11 protein-coding genes are annotated in these 16,034 nt (G+C 49.1%); 6 read left to right on the top strand and 5 right to left on the bottom strand.

The window, feature by feature from the left end; all coding sequences use genetic code 11:
• Positions 1 to 150: 150 nt before the first annotated feature.
• Positions 151 to 1,587 carry an aminotransferase-like domain-containing protein gene (locus ACXAF9_RS01905; protein ID WP_475069624.1) on the bottom strand — a complete coding sequence of 479 codons (1,437 nt, stop codon included), beginning with the start codon at positions 1,585 to 1,587 and terminating at the stop codon, positions 151 to 153.
• Positions 1,588 to 1,771: 184 nt separating this feature from the next.
• Between ACXAF9_RS01905 and ACXAF9_RS01910 the strand changes: the two genes are divergently transcribed.
• The 4 genes from ACXAF9_RS01910 (at position 1,772) to ACXAF9_RS01925 (ending at position 7,029) form a co-directional block, all read left to right on the top strand.
• The gene (locus tag ACXAF9_RS01910; RefSeq protein WP_475069627.1) at positions 1,772 to 1,942 is read left to right on the top strand and encodes a DUF1127 domain-containing protein; all 171 of its coding nucleotides are present in this window, start codon (positions 1,772 to 1,774) and stop codon (positions 1,940 to 1,942) included.
• A 206-nt stretch (positions 1,943 to 2,148) separates the two neighbouring features.
• Positions 2,149 to 2,748: a CBS domain-containing protein gene (locus tag ACXAF9_RS01915; RefSeq protein WP_475069630.1), complete on the top strand. Its 600-nt coding sequence runs from the start codon at positions 2,149 to 2,151 to the stop codon at positions 2,746 to 2,748.
• A 144-nt stretch (positions 2,749 to 2,892) separates the two neighbouring features.
• Positions 2,893 to 4,050, top strand: a complete 1,158-nt coding sequence (locus ACXAF9_RS01920) for a type III PLP-dependent enzyme (protein ID WP_475069633.1) — start codon at positions 2,893 to 2,895, stop codon at positions 4,048 to 4,050.
• Positions 4,051 to 4,200: 150 nt separating this feature from the next.
• Positions 4,201 to 7,029, top strand: a complete 2,829-nt coding sequence (locus tag ACXAF9_RS01925) for an EAL domain-containing protein (protein WP_475069637.1) — start codon at positions 4,201 to 4,203, stop codon at positions 7,027 to 7,029.
• A 16-nt stretch (positions 7,030 to 7,045) separates the two neighbouring features.
• On the opposite strand, the gene ACXAF9_RS01930 is transcribed toward ACXAF9_RS01925, so the two are convergent.
• The 3 genes from ACXAF9_RS01930 to ACXAF9_RS01940 all read right to left on the bottom strand — a co-directional run bounded on the left by ACXAF9_RS01930 (position 7,046) and on the right by ACXAF9_RS01940 (position 13,341).
• Positions 7,046 to 9,721, bottom strand: a complete 2,676-nt coding sequence (locus tag ACXAF9_RS01930) for a bifunctional diguanylate cyclase/phosphodiesterase (protein ID WP_475069639.1) — start codon at positions 9,719 to 9,721, stop codon at positions 7,046 to 7,048.
• Between the two features lie 184 nt (positions 9,722 to 9,905).
• Positions 9,906 to 11,714, bottom strand: coding sequence for an NAD nucleotidase (gene nadN, locus ACXAF9_RS01935; RefSeq protein WP_475069643.1), 1,809 nt, complete (start codon positions 11,712 to 11,714; stop codon positions 9,906 to 9,908).
• A 133-nt stretch (positions 11,715 to 11,847) separates the two neighbouring features.
• The gene (locus tag ACXAF9_RS01940) at positions 11,848 to 13,341 is read right to left on the bottom strand and encodes an alanine/glycine:cation symporter family protein (RefSeq protein ID WP_475069647.1); all 1,494 of its coding nucleotides are present in this window, start codon (positions 13,339 to 13,341) and stop codon (positions 11,848 to 11,850) included.
• Between the two features lie 307 nt (positions 13,342 to 13,648).
• Here ACXAF9_RS01940 and ACXAF9_RS01945 point away from each other — a divergent pair, with 307 nt between their 5' ends.
• Complete coding sequence (locus tag ACXAF9_RS01945) at positions 13,649 to 14,314, top strand: HAD-IA family hydrolase (protein ID WP_475069651.1); 666 nt, start codon at positions 13,649 to 13,651, stop codon at positions 14,312 to 14,314.
• Positions 14,304 to 15,314 carry a signal peptide peptidase SppA gene (sppA, locus tag ACXAF9_RS01950; protein WP_475069654.1) on the top strand — a complete coding sequence of 337 codons (1,011 nt, stop codon included), beginning with the start codon at positions 14,304 to 14,306 and terminating at the stop codon, positions 15,312 to 15,314. Before ACXAF9_RS01945 ends, sppA begins: the two co-directional genes overlap by 11 nt.
• A 22-nt stretch (positions 15,315 to 15,336) precedes the next feature.
• On the opposite strand, the gene ACXAF9_RS01955 is transcribed toward sppA, so the two are convergent.
• Positions 15,337 to 15,915: a Maf family protein gene (locus ACXAF9_RS01955; protein WP_475069656.1), complete on the bottom strand. Its 579-nt coding sequence runs from the start codon at positions 15,913 to 15,915 to the stop codon at positions 15,337 to 15,339.
• Positions 15,916 to 16,034: the final 119 nt, after the last annotated feature.

Consider the following 16,034-nt stretch of genomic DNA (forward strand, 5'->3'; position numbering starts at 1 on the left):
TCCTGAAATTAGGTCTAATGAGCTTATATTTTTTCTGACTTTTGGGTCAATAAAAATTGATAAGCAATTGATAGGCCAACCATTCTCTGTATAAAAAGCCGTTTTTGACGGATATATGCTTCAAAACAGTGCGCACGTCCTCATTCGCGCTTAAATCGGGAGCGATTTCTCCTGATAGACCGTTTTAATCAAATCGCCCAAGCGCTCGATGGAGGCTTCAAAAGTGTGATCCATCGGTTCCGTGTAATTAAGACGCATGCAGTTTTTGTACTTGTCTTTGGCCGAAAAGAGGACGCCTGGAGCGATGCTGACTTGAATGTCGGCCGCTCGGTTATTGAGCTCCACTGTATCAATCTTCGCGTTTAACTGAACCCATAATACAAAGCCGCCCGTGGGATAGCTGATGCGGGTATCGCTGGGAAAGTATGCCTGAATCATCTGGATCAATTGATCTCGATGGGCCAGGTATTGGGTACGCATCTTACGCAAGTGGCGCTCATATCCGCCTTGGGCGATGAACTCTGCAATACCAAGCTGCGATACGGTGGAGGTACTCGCTGTGACCACGTATTTCATCCGCATAACCTGTTTTAGGTAACGCCCGGGCGCTACCCAGCCAACACGAAAGCCCGGTGCTAACGTTTTCGAGAACGATGAGCAATACAGCACCCGACCTTCGGTATCCATGGACTTGATCGAGGGTGGCCTGGGCACTTGGTAAGCAAGGTCCCCATAGATGTCATCCTCAATGATAGGAAGGTCGTACGCCGCGGTTAGGTCCAAAAGAGCCTGTTTGTTGCTATCGGGCATGGTGTAGCCCAGCGGGTTATTGCAGGTAGGCGTAATTTGTAGTGCCTTAATTGGCCACTGCTCCAAGGCCATCTCTAGGGCTTCTAAGCTGATGCCGGTTTCTGGGTGGGTGGGGATCTCCAACGCTTTTAAGCCTAACGCCTTCATGATCTGCATCGAGCCGTAAAAGCTCGGTGAGTCTACGGCGATGATGTCCCCAGGTTCCGCAATGGCGAGCAAGCTGGCCGAGAGGGCTTCTTGGCAACCGTTGGTAATGACCAGGTCTTCCGGGTGTAGGCGGCAACCTGAATCCACCATGATGCGGGCAATTTGCAAACGCAGATTAGGGGACCCTTTAAGTGTTTCATACGAGAGGGTTTCACTGACGGGCTTATGCCGGTTGATGTCACTCATCAGCTTGGTCAGTGGCTTGAGGGTTGGGGCATTCAGGTAAGGCACAGCACGACTGAGCTGGGTAAAGTCCGGCTTGGTTTGCGCGCATAGTAGCCCAAGCACTTCATCCCAATGGGCCACTTCCAGTGGTTTTTGGGCAGGCCTTGAAATGTTGGGCAGCTGGACTCGTTGTTTGGCTCGGTTAAGCACATAGTAGCCAGATTTGGGGCGAGGCTCCGCCCAGCCGTCGGCTTCCAACAGCCGAAAGGCTTCCTGAACGGTCGAGATACTTACCCCGTGAGCTTGGTGAAGCTCCCGAATGGAGGGGAGTTTATCACCAGCGGTGTAAAAGCCCTCTTCGATTCGGCTTTGAAGTTGCTGCGCCAGTGACTCGTACAGTTTCATCTCGTTTTCCTAATGCGTTGTCGGCTTGGACGATTCGTCATTACAGATTGGTTTCAAGAAACCAGTACAGATCAGATAGTTCTTATCTGTGTCGGTTAAAATAATCTGTTACTGAATCTGTAATGGTTTCAGTCTAATCCCTACACTGTTCAACATGCAATAACCGATCAAAAGGAGAGCCCCCATGTTGATCCTATCTGTGTTGAGACCCTTAGCTTCCAAGCTGGCCACGTATCAGCAACGTTACCTCACTCGAAAAGCACTTAAATCATTAGATGCCAGTGCGTTAAAAGACATCGGCATTAGCCGAGCCGATGCGCTTTGCGAGGCGCAAAAACCGTTCTGGAAAGCATAAGGTTATTACAGCAAGATTTATGGAGATTAAGTGAACAAACTGTTGCACAAGGCTTAGGAACCAAAGCCTAAGCGGCAGGCTCAGAGATAATACAGAGTGAAGAGATTTTGTAAGGCGGCTACTACTCAAAGGTGCTTCATTTCGACACAAGCCAAAATGTTTAGCCGCGCTTCACTCATCATTGATTATCAAAAAGGAGGTTGGCGATGTCACAAGAATTTCGCCAAGTGCGTTTGCACGAGATTGCCGATGTAAATGAGTTCGTATCACCCATTACGCAAGAAGAAAGCATCAACATGCGAAGCCCGGCCGAGAAGGTCGTAACCGACTTCCATAAAGTGCAACCGATAACGATCTCTAAGTCGGCACCCTTAGACGAAGCGCACGAATTAATGAAGAGCCAGCATGTACGTTTATTGCTGGCGGTTGATCAACAAGGCGAATTTGTCGGTGTGATCACTTCACGAGAAGTGCTGGGCCGAAATGCGATGGCGTACATGCAGCAAAACGGTATTGCGCGTGAAGATGTGCAGGTTAAGCACATCATGGTGCCTAAAAAACGCCTAAGCGCCATCACTTTGGAGCAGGTCAAACAAGTCAAGATTGGCGACATTATGCAGACTTTGTCCGCATCGGGTGAGCAACACCTATTGGTGGTCGACAGTGCTGCCAGCACAAAGAAAGTTTGCGGCATTATTTCGGCCAGTGATGTGTCCCGCCGATTAAAAGTAGGCTTCGATGTACTGCTTGGGGCCAAAAGCTTTGCCGATGTTGAGAAAGTTGTTGTCGGTGCGGCGTCCTTCTAAACGAATCCTAGGAAAAGTGGCTCATTCTGTTTTGTGAGCCAATCAATTCCTTTATACTTAGCGCACTTTTCTAAGCTCGTAATGTGAACCATTACGGGCTTTTTTATTAAAGGCTGATCGTAAGCAAGTGAGGTGACTGGCGTAGTGAACGTTCCAACCGCAATTTCTTCTGAGTTTTGGCAAAAAGTCCAAACCATTGCCCACGAAAAGGAAGCCCCTTTTCTGGTTGTCGATTTAAACACCATCCGGGAAAAGTACCTAGAACTGGCTAAAGGCTTCGATTTTGCGAAGATTTTTTATGCCGTTAAAGCGAATCCCGCAGAAGAAGTGATCCAACTGCTAGCGGATTTGGGATCTAACTTTGATATCGCCTCCGTTTATGAACTTGATCGTGTTTTAAAATTCAATGTTGACCCTGTCAGGATTAGCTACGGAAATACGATCAAAAAGCGCAAAGACATCCAATATTTCTATGAAAAAGGCGTGCGCTTATTTGCGACCGACTCTGAAGCGGATCTTAGAAACATTGCTGAGCTTGCGCCAGGGTCGTCCGTTTACATCCGAATTCTAACCGAAGGCGCGGAAGGGGCGGATTGGCCGCTGTCCCGTAAATTTGGTTGCTCGCCGGAAATGGCGTTTGAGCTTGCCGTTATGGCTCGTGAGTTAGGCTTGGTGCCTTACGGTGTGTCTTTCCATGTGGGTTCCCAGCAGCGTGAAATTGATACGTGGGACGGTGCCATTGCTAAGGTAAAAGTGGTGTTCGAGCGATTAGCGAACGAGCACGGCATCTTCCTTAAGATGATCAATATGGGTGGCGGCTTTCCGGCTCAATACCTTCAGAAAAACAACGACATATCGGTGTACCTTGAAGAGATCTCCCGTTTCTTGGCGGAAGACTTTCCGGATAATATTCCGGAGGTCATTTTAGAACCAGGACGCTCCCTAGTAGGGGATTCGGGGGTGATGGTATCCGAGGTTGTTTTGATCTCGCGTAAGTCATCAACCGCCCTAGAGCGTTGGGTTTACACCGATGTCGGTAAGTTTAATGGTTTGATCGAAACCTTAGATGAGGCGATTAAGTACCAGATTTTGACCGAGCGTGATGGCGAAACCGAAGAGGTGGTATTAGCCGGGCCTACGTGTGACAGCATGGATATCATGTACGAGAACCACAAATACGCCTTGCCGTTGGATTTACACATTGGCGATAAGCTCTATTGGCTAGCGACAGGGGCTTACACCAGCAGCTATTGCTCGGTTGAGTTTAATGGCTTTCCTCCGTTAAAGACTTATTTTATATAAAGAAAGTGACAAAACCGGCTTAGGCCGGTTTTTTGTTTGGGGTAGGGGTAGAAAGTACAATTTACATTTGAAAGGTTTTGTAAACCTTGTGCTTAGCAGTGCAAATTGTTCTAAAATAATAATAAACGTGAAAACGGTGGTGGCACAAAGATGGACAGTCGTGCACAAGAGCGTCCAAAGCAGTCGGCCTTGGGGATTGAGGTGTATTTTGCGGGGTATTATGACCCCGGCTTATCGGTATTTACGCCGGACTCTGGTAACGAATCTTTCCTTGGGTATCACCGTAAGTTATGGCTGCAGCCTCATTATCTGGAAGTGCTGTTGCACCCAAATGATCGCAGTGACTTTGCGCGGTTTATCAGCCATCTTTCCGACCCTTCTTTGCATCAACACCACGCTTTCCGGTTTAAAGACAGCTTAGGTCGCTATGTCTCGGTCAGCCTTGAAGCGGCATTTGTGGGTAAAAGGGTGCGATTCACTCTGGCCATTAAAGCGTACCCTACGGTGTATCAGGCCAATATTCCTGAATCGCCTGCCGGGTCAAATGAGTGGATGGCCGAAAATGCCTATCACTATCTCAACATTGTTGGGGCCGTCGTCATTACGTTAAATGTGCGTGGTGAAATTACGTTAATCAACCGTTTTGCCTGCCGTTTGCTGCGCATCGACCAGGAGAATGCGATAGGACTTAATTGGTTTGATCGTTTTATCCCATCAGAAGACCGCTCCACCGCAAAGCAAGCCTTCGAGCGCCTAATGAAAGGGGATCATACGCCCCGGCAAGAGGTCGAGCGCCCCATCATTACATCGCTTGGCGAGCGACGTGTGATCCGTTGGTTTAACCAAGTTTTGATCCGTGCGGATGGTAGTCGATACGGTATTTTATCAGCCGGCACAGACATCACCGTTCAAGAGGAGATGCTTGCAGAGTTCTCTTTAGTGAAAGCGATGGTGGATAACAGCATAGAGCCGATTATCTGTGCTTCTCCGCACGATCAATTTAGGATCATCTACGCGAATCAGGCGGCCCTTCGGCATTATCAGGTTAACAGCCAGCAGCTCTACCTCACCACCATTCAAGACTGGAATGTGTCTATTTCCCAAGAGGATCTGGATCAATACTGGCAAGACATTCAGCACAAACCGTGTCAATTTGTAACCTATCATACCCTGTCCGATGGCACTGAAATTCCGGTTGAGGTGCGCTCGAATGGTTTTGAGTTTCGTGGGGAGCAATACCTTATCTGTGTGATTCGTGATCTTCGCTTACAGCGGGAATACGAAGAAGCGGTGGAGAGTGCCGAAGCGAAATCTCAGCTGTTACTAGAACACAGTAAAGAGGGGATTTTTGGCCTGGATTTAGACGGCACCGTGACCTTTGCAAATCCCGCCGCCGCACAAATGCTGGGCTTGGATCTTGATGAGATTGTGGGGGAAGACGGCCATCGTCTGTTTCATCATTCGCGCATCAATGGGGAGGCGTACCCAAAAGAGGAATGCCCCATGTTGCTTGCCATCGAGGAGGCAACGCACCATCGAGTGGATGGCGATGTTTTTTGGCGTAAAGATGGCTCCTATTTCCCGGTTGAGTATTGGAGCTCGCCGATTTTTCATAGCCATACTGTGAACGGTGCTGTGGTTACCTTCCATGATATTACTCACCGAAAAAATGCCGAAGAGCGCATCCGTTACTTGGCGTATCACGATTCACTGACGGGCTTGCCAAATCGCCGGTATTTTCAGGAGGCATTGGTCCAAGTGTTGGATCAAAACCGCCGCATAGATCAATCGTGTGGCTTGTTGATGATGGACCTTGATCACTTTAAAGAGATCAACGACACACAAGGGCACCCGGTGGGAGATGCCTTGCTGGTGGAGGTTGCCGATCGGATTAGCCAGGTGCTGCGCTCGTCCGATACCTTTGCGCGTTTAGGGGGCGATGAGTTTGCGATTGTGCAAGCGGAAGTAAAAGAACCCATCGATACAGCGGCGTTAGCCGAAAAGATACTGGAGTGCTTTGAAGAGCCCTTTATGGTGTCTGGGATTGCTATACGCACTTCAGTCAGTTTGGGTTTGGTGATTTGCGATCGGAAATTGACCGCCGAGGAGTGGGTATCGCAAGCCGATACGGCGCTTTACCGAGCCAAGGAGGCAGGGCGTAATCACTATCTGTTCTATGAACTTGCAATGACAGAGGCCGTTAAACGCGACGCTGAACTTGTCGCCATGATGAGTCAAAGCTCATTCTTAAAAGAGCTTTGCGTGGTGTATCACGCGCAACATGATACCCGCACGGGGGCGATCTCGGGACTGGAGGCCTTGGTGCGCTGGCATCACCCTGAAAAGGGGCTGGTGGATACCGAATCCTTCATTCATATCGCCGAGAAGCGCGGGCGCATCAACGAGGTAGCGCTCTGTGTGGTTAAACAGGTGTGCTCCGATGTGCAGCAATGGTTGGACTTAGGGATCTCTTTCGGTCGTGTGGGGATTAACGTATCACCGATCCAGATGCGCAACCAGATGTCGATGATTGACCTTTTCGATATGATCGATGCCAGCGGTACGCCGTTGGAGTTTTTGGAGGTCGAGGTCACCGAGTCGGCTTACATGGATGCCTCACCCAAAACGCTTGAGTTGATCAATCAATATACGGCCAAGGGGCTGCATTTGGCGGTCGATGACTTTGGAACGGGCTATTCGTCCATGGTGACGTTGCGCCAGCTAAATGTCTCGCGTCTTAAGATTGATAAAAGCTTTATTGAAGATCTCTCGGAGTCTTTACCGGACAGTACCATCATCCAAGCAACGGTGGCGCTTGGTCACTCGTTGGCATTGGATGTTGTTGCAGAAGGGGTTGAAACGAAATATCAATATGATGTGTTAAAAGCCCTTAAATGCGATCACATCCAAGGCTTTTATCTCTCTAAACCTGAAAGCTTTGATGAAACAACGGCCCGTTTAACGAAGTTGGAGCAGTAAAGCCACTAGCGCCGGTTTAGATGATGTAGAAATCCCCGGTGTGGTCGTCTTTTTCTTGTTCGCTGTACCATTCCACAAACTGATCGGCTGGGCAGGGTTTGCAGATGTGATAGCCCTGCGCGTGTTTGCACTGCAAATCACCGAGAATGGACAGCGTGTTTTGATCCTCTACGCCCTCGGCTATGGTTTCTAAACCAAAGCTCTGTGCAAGACCAATGGTCGATTTCACAATGGCGGCATCTTGGTCGTCAGTCATCAATTCGTCAACGAAGCTTCGTTCGATTTTCAAGGTGCTGATCGGCAAGCGTTTTAGGAAGCTCAGCGACGAGAAGCCCGTACCAAAATCATCAATGGCCATATGAATCCCGAGCGTGTTGAGATCTCGTAAGGTGGTTTCGGCTCGTTCCGGGTCAGTGATAAAGGCACTTTCGGTGATCTCAATTTCCAACCATTGGGACTCCACATTGTAGGCGTGCAATAAGGAGGCAATCTCGCGTGCCAGTGACTGGTCGACGAGGTTTTTGGCCGATAGGTTGATGGCGATCGGTAAAATAACCCCCATTTGCTGCCACTCTACAATTTGTTTTATGGCACGCTCAATAACCCAACGGCTCAGTTGATGAATGATGTCGCCCATCTCCGCAAGCGGAATAAACTCATCTGGGGGTATGCGGCCAAGCTCCGGATGCTCCCAACGAATCAGGGCTTCGCAGCCGGAGCAGGTGTTGTCCTTTAAGTTGATGCGCGGCTGGTAATGCAGCGTTAACTGGTTTTCACGAATCGCAAGGCCAAGTTCGGCCATTAGTTTCAGGCGTCTTGGGGAGTGCGCATCAAAATTAACGTCATAAAACATCAGTGATGATGAGTGTGATTTTGCGCTGTACATAGCAACGTCGGCACATCTCAATAAGTCGTGCGAGTTTGAGCCTTGTTCTGGGTAGATCGAGATTCCCAAACTGCCGCCTAGCTCCAGTGTGGCGCCTTTGACGTTAATGGGTTGGCGAACCATATCGGTCAGTTGCGTGGCAAAATGCAGAATCTCGGTGCTGTGTTTAAAGTGGGTAAAGAGCACAGCAAACTCGTCGCCGCCCAGTCGGTACAAGTGCGCGTTATGTAAGGAGACGATCTGCTTTAAGCGGTCAGCCAGCTGAACCAAGAGTTGATCGCCAATGTGGTGACCAAGGGTGTCGTTGACCTCTTTAAAGCGATCTAAATCCAGCAGCATCATCGCGACCCGGCGTTGATGGATGGAGGCCTCGGTAATGGCGCGTTGGGCATCCTGGTGTAGTTGGGTTCGGTTGGCTAAATCGGTCAGTGAGTCGTGACTGGCGCGGTATTCAAGCTCTTCTTGGTAAGCGATCAGCTCTCGCTCTGTGGCTTTCCAGTCAGATAAATCATAAGCGATGGCCAGATAATGGTCTTGGTCACTGTCTGCGTCATGAATCAGAGCAGGGGACATCATGACGGGGATCTCTTTGCCGTCTTTAGTGATGTAGGTCCACTCTTGTTCTAGATTGTTGGCTTCAAGCTGGCTAAAAACCGCTTGGTGGTCCGCCTTAATAGGGCGTTTGAGTGCGTGGGACAGATCCGCGGCACGGCGCTCAAGCTCCAGTGGCTTAATCAAATCGGCGAATGCCGTTCTTCCCACTAACTCAGTGGCATCAAAACCCAGTAAGGCTTCCGCGGCATGATTAAAGCTTTGAATGATCCCTTGATGGTCGGTGGTGATGATGGTGTAGCGAGCACTGTCGATGATGGCTGTGTGCAGTGAGTCCAGCTTTATGATGGTCTCTTCGGCACTTCGATAATCTTGGATGTTATGGATGGTGCCAATGATGTGTTGTTCGTCATTGATCGAGAACGTATTCAGTGTGACCTGCGTCCAGAACGGCGTGCCATCAAGCTTAGAGTGCATCCACTCGAAAACCGGTTTGTTCCCCTTCAAGGTCAAATCGATCATCATTTGGGCTTTTTCGTAAGAGCATTTCCCATCGGGTTGCTCCGAGGGCGAGAAAAAACCCGGATGTTGTCCAATCACATCGGCACGTCGACAACCAAACATGGTCAGCGCAGTGCTATTGCATTCCACAATGGTGTTATTGCGCGTAATAAAGATGGCATCCGCGCATTGATCAAAGAGTACACGGTATTTTTGCTCGCTTTCCTTAAGAACGTAATAGTTCTCAATTTGGCTGATCAAGTCAGCAATCGAAACAGCAAAAACAACCTCTTCTTTGGTCCACTCCCGATGCTCTCCTTTGTGCTTTAAGCAAAGGATGCCATTGAGTTTGCCTTCCTTCATAAGGCCAATGTCGAGTAGAGATGTAACACCGGCTTCTTTTAGGTAAGCGCTGCACAAAGCTTGCGTGCGATAGTCGGTTTCTACATCGGATACGCTGACGATCCGCTCGGTTGTAACGGCTTCGAAATACTCAGGGTAGTGGTCCAGTTCCAAAGAGCCTTGAGGCATAAAACGGTCAGTTGCCAGCTCATAATAGTGGTTGCATAGCATGGTGTTGGCGCTTAAGCGCCATGAGCTTGCGCAGGCGACATGAAGGGCGGTGGCGGTCTCTCTTAAAATGTACTGGATAGAGCGCTCTTTGCCTTGGGTCCAAAGTTGTTGTTCACGAATGATTTTTACATACGTGAGCCTCAGGCCTTCAATGTCTGGATTGTTAATGATTTGATGCATAGCAACTGACAAAGCTCTAATACGTTGGAAAGATGGATACCTTTCCTTGGTATTACAGATCCTGATCAGAGGACTATTTTGTCATATTTGAAAAGTCCCATACAAACTAGGTTAGTCAAGAATGGGCAATATCGGAAGCAGACCGACTAAAAATAAGCCGGTCTGCAGGGTGGGGCAGAAAGAATTACTGCAGTACGCCGTTTTCGTCGTAAAACGCTTGGGTGCTGTAGTCACTTTCAGGTAGTCGGCTGATAGAGCCTTGCTCGGTCACGTAATCAACAAATGACTTCGCATAATCAAGGTAAGTATCTACCACTCGGCCGTCGTTAAACACGATGCCAAAGGTGTCATAACCATCCTTGCCTTGTGCGATGTAGTTGTTGGTAGCAACGATCACGGAATCGGTATCGCCCAGAGTGCTCCAGTCGGTATCGGCTTTGCGTTTGATCTGTACGTTAAAGAAGCGGCTGCCTTTGGCTTGAGACAGATCAACGTCCCAGCGAAGGCCAGACGCGTATGGGTAAGCGCCCGTTGAGCCGCCTTCGGACAGGGCGTAATCCAGCGCGTCTTCAAGTGTTGATTTGATTTCGGCGCCTGTCATCTCAAGCTCAACAATGGTGTTGGCAAAAGGAAGCAGGGTGTAGGCATCGCCAATGGTGATATCGCCTGCGGCCAAGTCAACGCGAACGCCGCCCGCGTTTTGGATCGATACATCCGAGCGTAAGCTCATCTCTTTAAAGGCCAATGCGACTACGTTCGAAATATCGCTGCCATGAGAGGCCGTATCGGATACGTCACACAGAGTGCTTTGGCCTTGGCCTGGGATTCGTTCAAGACAAAGGTCATCAGTGCTGGTGCCAATGACTTGGGTTTGCAGGGTGTCTACCTCATCTGCAAAGCCTGCTAATACAGCTGCTGCATCGGCATCGGGTTCAATGAAGCTAAAAAGGCCGGACTCGGTCAGGGTTGTTGCAACCGCGTCGTATTCGCTACCGGATAACTCAACATCATTTTGGGTCAGCGTGTCACCTAAAAGCAGGTGCGGCTGGCCAGAACAGGATTTAACCTGACCATCTTCATTGAACGTCACGTTAAGCTCGCCAACCACGTAGGAGTATTGCCAAGCTTGAACAACGCAGACGGTATCGCCATCGGCGTTGCTCACACGTGTTGGGTATTCACCTTCTGGGTTTAAACCGAAGTCGGCATAGCCGCTGCCCAATAGACTGTGCGAGTCGCCGCCAACGATAACGTCAACATCCGTCAGTTGGCTGGCTAGGGTGAGGTCGTTTGCGTATTGGTAATGCGTCAGCAGAACGATGCGGTTAATGCCTTGTTCTTTTAACTCATCAATGTAGTACTGGGCAGTTTCGGTTTCGTCCAAAAATTCGGTCGTAGCGTCTGGGCTTGATGAGTTTTTCGTTTTAGAAGCAATGTCTAAACCGATAATGGCAACGGTTTCACCCTCAACTTCTTTTAAAAGGTAAGGTTGGAAATAATCGGTTTGGCTATTAAGCGCTAAGGGCGACACGCCAAGTTCAGGCACCACGTTGGCGGCCAAAGCAACGGTGTTGCAGTTGCCTTCGTTTAGCCAATCAAGAAATTGAACAAGGCCTTCATCCCCGTCATCGAATTCGTGGTTACCCAGTTCAAACGCATCAAAGCACACCTCGTTCATCAAGGCCGCATCCGCTTCCCCTTTGAATAGGGTGTAGTAGAGGTCGCCTGTGATGGCATCACCTGCGTGCAGCTTCAAAACAGGGTCGCTGTTGGCACTGGCCAGTTGATCAATCATCGCAACAACGCGAGGGAAGCCACCGATCTCAACATCGGTTTCCACTCCGTCCACAGTTAACGTGGTGCTTTCGCTGTCTAGGTGCGAGTGGTGGTCGTTGATGTGCAAGAGTTTCAGTGTGATCTCTTGGGATGAATCGCTGTTGCAGCCGGCTACCAGTGCTGCGGTTGCGAAAATAGGCAAGTACCTCAACTTCATTGATGACGTCTCCATGTGTGTCATACCGTTTTTTAGTGCACCACAGGCTAAACGATGTTGATGACAAAATGGCGTCAGTTATAAGAAACAAAAAAGGCGCACAAGGCGCCTTTTTGGTGATTACATAAACAACTTACTTGTTGTTTTTGCTAAAGCGCTTCTCCCAGAAGTCTGCGCCTTTGATGCCCAGAGCTTTCGGGTTAAACGTGTAAGTGTCCGTGCCTGATTTATGCTGCTGCTCGTAGTCGCGCAGAGCACGGATAGCAGGCTTAGCCATGAAGAAGATCACCAGAATACCTACGATATTCAACCATGCCATCAAGCCAACGCCAACGTCACCTAAGCCCCATGCCAAGTTAGCTGTTTTGATGCCGCCGTAGAAGGTAGAGGACAGCAGAGCCAGCTTCAGCAGGAAGTCGAACCCAGGCATTTTAAGTGTGCGCTTAAGGTAAGCCAGATTGGTTTCAGCGATGTAGTAGTACGCCAAAATGGTCGTGAAGGAGAAGAAGAACAGAGCCAGAGCAACAAACGGCTCACCCACACCCGGTAGAACTTTTTCAACAGCCGCTTGCGTAAAAGCCGGGCTGTTAGCGGCCATGTCAGCTGCTAGGTTCTGAATGATGAATACGCCTTCGCCGATGCCGTGTACGTTGTACGCGCCAGTGATCAAAATCATGAAGGCCGTAGCGGTACATACAAACAGAGTATCGATGTAAACAGAGAAGGCTTGAACCAGACCTTGCTGTGCAGGGTGCTGAACTTCGGCCGCGGCAGCCGCGTGAGGGCCTGTACCTTGACCGGCTTCGTTAGAGTAAACACCACGTTTTACACCCCAGCCAATCGCTGCGCCAAAGCCTGCTTGTGCTGTGAATGCATCGTTAACGATCAAAGAGATAACCGCAGGAAGCTCGTTGATGTTCAGAGCAACGATAGAGCAAGCGATTACGATGTAGGCCAAAGCCATGAAGGGCACAACAACCTGTGTGAAGCTTGCAATACGCTTAACGCCACCAAAGATGATGAACGTAAGAATCATTACGATCACAACCGCTGTGATGATTTTGGTAACGCTCAGGTCGCCCATCGATGTTTCGATGATAGAACCTGTTCCGAATGCGATTTCAGCGGCCTTACCGATGCTGTTTGACTGTACACCCGGCAGTAACAAACCACATGCGATGATGGTCGCGATAGCAAAAATCCATGCAAACCACTTTTGACCCATGGCTTTCTCGAAGTAGAAAGCAGGACCGCCGCGGTATTGGCCTTCGTGTTCTTCCTTGTACAGCTGACCTAGCGTTGACTCAACGTACGCTGTTGCTGCACCCAAGAAAGCAACAACCCACATCCAGAACACAGCGCCAGGACCACCGAAACCGATCGCGGCCGCAACACCAGCGATGTTACCAGTACCTACACGGCCGGACAGAGATACGGCAAGCGCTTGGAAAGATGAGATGCCTTTTTCTGAGCTGGTGCCCGAAAACAGCAGACGCCACATTTCGCCGAACATGCGAACTTGGACGAAGCGAGTCAAGATAGAGTAGAACAATCCGGCACCCAAGCATAAGTAGATTAATGCAGGGCTCCAGATGATACCGTTTAGGGCATCAACGATGGATTCCATAGTTTTCTCCGATAGGTGGTGGGGTTATCCCCGTTATTATTAAGGCTGCAAATTCTATAGAGATTGCGCAAGTGTTTTTTCCTGTTATTCGTTATTTGGCGTGAAAGATGATTATAAGTAAACATATAGACAAGATTTTTTCATGTATAACGGGGTTGGCGTAATAAAAAGTATCATTATCTGCATCACTTATGATGTAGGAGTAGCGACAACTAGCGAAAGGTTTTTGCGGCGGGTTTGCAAAGGTGTCTTCTTGTACGATCTGGCTTATGATGTCACGCCTATATAAAAGGATATTGGATGCGGTATGTATTCGCTGATTATTTTTGATTGGGACGGCACGGTGATTAATTCCACCGCTAAAATTGTGGCCAGTATGCAGGCGGCGGCCAGTGATGTGGGCTTAAGTCATCCCAGTGATGATGTGGTTCGTAATATCATAGGTTTAGGGTTGCCTGAGGCGATCTTGATGATGTTCCCAAAGATCAAACCAGAGCAAATGGAGCCGATGAAAGCTCGATACGCGTATCATTACGTTGAGCAAAACCACGCTGAGGCGACCTTGTTCCCGTTGGCCAAAGAAACACTGGAAGCGCTGAAGCAAAAAGGATACCGATTGGCGGTAGCGACGGGAAAAAGCCGCCTCGGGCTAGATCGGGTTTTGGAGGAAACCGGGTTGGCGCATCTTTTTGAGATTACTCGGTGCGCGGATGAAACGGCATCCAAACCGCATCCGCACATGTTAAACGAGATTTTGGCAGAAACCGGCGTGCCTGCGGAGCATGCCATTATGGTGGGTGATACAGAATACGACCTAGAAATGGGCGAGCGAGCAGGGATGGGGTGTATTGCAGTCACGTATGGTGCACATGCACCAGAGAGGCTGCATCCATACAACCCGTTATTTACAGCGAATCAATTTGAAGAGATAGGTCATTGGCTCTGCAATCAGGAGGTTATGCGTGAGCGATAATCATTGGGGGGAAACCCGAGATGAAAAACTGGAGTCCGAATTAAACAAAGCGGCTTCAAAAGGTAAAGAGTGGAAGTTAATCGAGAAAATGGTCAATGGGTTGTTCGTAGAGCAGCGCCGTGCCCGTCGTTGGGGAATCTTCTTTAAAACCCTGACGTTTCTTTATTTGTTTGCGTTATTGGTGATCTTTTGGACAAAGCCGTCTTTTGAAGTAGAAGACAGTCATGAATCCGAAGCGCACACTGCTGTCATTGATGTGAAAGGTGCGATCGCTGACGATCAAGATGCCAATGCCGATACCTTGGTGTACTTATTAAGGAAGGCTTTCGAAAACGAACAAGCAAAAGCAGTTGTTTTGCGAATCAACAGCCCAGGCGGAAGCCCGGTTCAAGCGGGATATGTCTATGATGAGATTAAGCGCTTACGAGGTTTATACCCAGAAAAGCCTGTCTATGCGGTGATTATGGATATCGGTGCGTCTGGTGCCTACTACATTGCTGCCGCAGCCGATGAAATCTACGCCGATAAGGCCAGTTTGGTGGGCTCCATTGGTGTGATCTCAAGCAGCTTTGGCTTTGTGGATTTGATGGATAAGCTGGGCGTCGAGCGCCGAGCGCTAACGGCTGGGGAAAATAAGGCCTTCTTGGATCCTTTCCAGCCGCTGCGTGATAGCGATAAGGCTTTTTGGCAGAGTGTACTGAACACCACGCATCAGCAGTTTATCGATCAAGTTAAAAAAGGTCGCGGTGATCGTCTATCGGATGATCCAGAGCTGTTCTCTGGCTTGGTGTGGACGGGTGAGCAAGCGGTGCAAAAAGGTTTGGTCGATGGATTGGGCAGTACGGGTTCAGTTGCGCGGGATGTGATCGGTGTTGAAAACACCGTGTTGTACACGCCTAAAGCCTCTCCGTTGGATGAGTTGGTGGATCGTCTTGGTGTGTCGTTTGCCAAAACGATCTCGACCTCTTTGGGGTTGGGGCAATCGCCGATTCAGTATTAATAGCTCATGGTGCTAACCGCCCTTATAAAAGAGGGTGGTTAGCTAGATTCAGAAAGTCGACTAAACGAATCATTGGCAACCCAATTAATGCATTTGGGTCTGATCCTTCCAAGCGCTCAAACAAAACAATCCCAAGCCCCTCAACTTTAAAGCTGCCAGCGCAATCGAATGGCGCTTCTTTTTCGACATAACGCTCAATCTGCTCACGGCTTAATGCTCGTAAGGTGACATCAAAGCTCACTACATCGGATTGCATGGTTTGATGCGTGCTGTCATACAGTGCAAGTCCTGTATAAAAGGTAATTGTTTTACCTTGCATGGCTAGGAGCTGTTCAACTGCGCGTTCGGCATTGCCGGGCTTGTTCAGAAAGACACCGTCGACCGCTGCAGTTTGATCGGACCCAATGATTAAGTGATTTGGATAATCATCCTTTAGAGCTAAGGCTTTTTGTTCGGCCAAACGAAGCGCCAGTGATTTGGGGCTTTCTTGGGATTTTGGTGACTCATCAATATCAGGACTTGCACACTGAAAATCGTGCGTTAATGTTTCTAAAAGTTGGCGGCGGTATCGTGAACTGGATGCTAAAACGAGTTGAGACATGAAACTTTTGATCTACCTCTTATCTAATCGGGTATGAAAGCGTAAAATAGTCGTGCTTTTTAGCGAATCTACCCCTTTACCCCTTTGACAGGAAGGGCCTTGAGCCCTAGAATTGCGCG

This window comes from Neptunomonas sp. ABH4_499 (assembly GCF_056160565.1).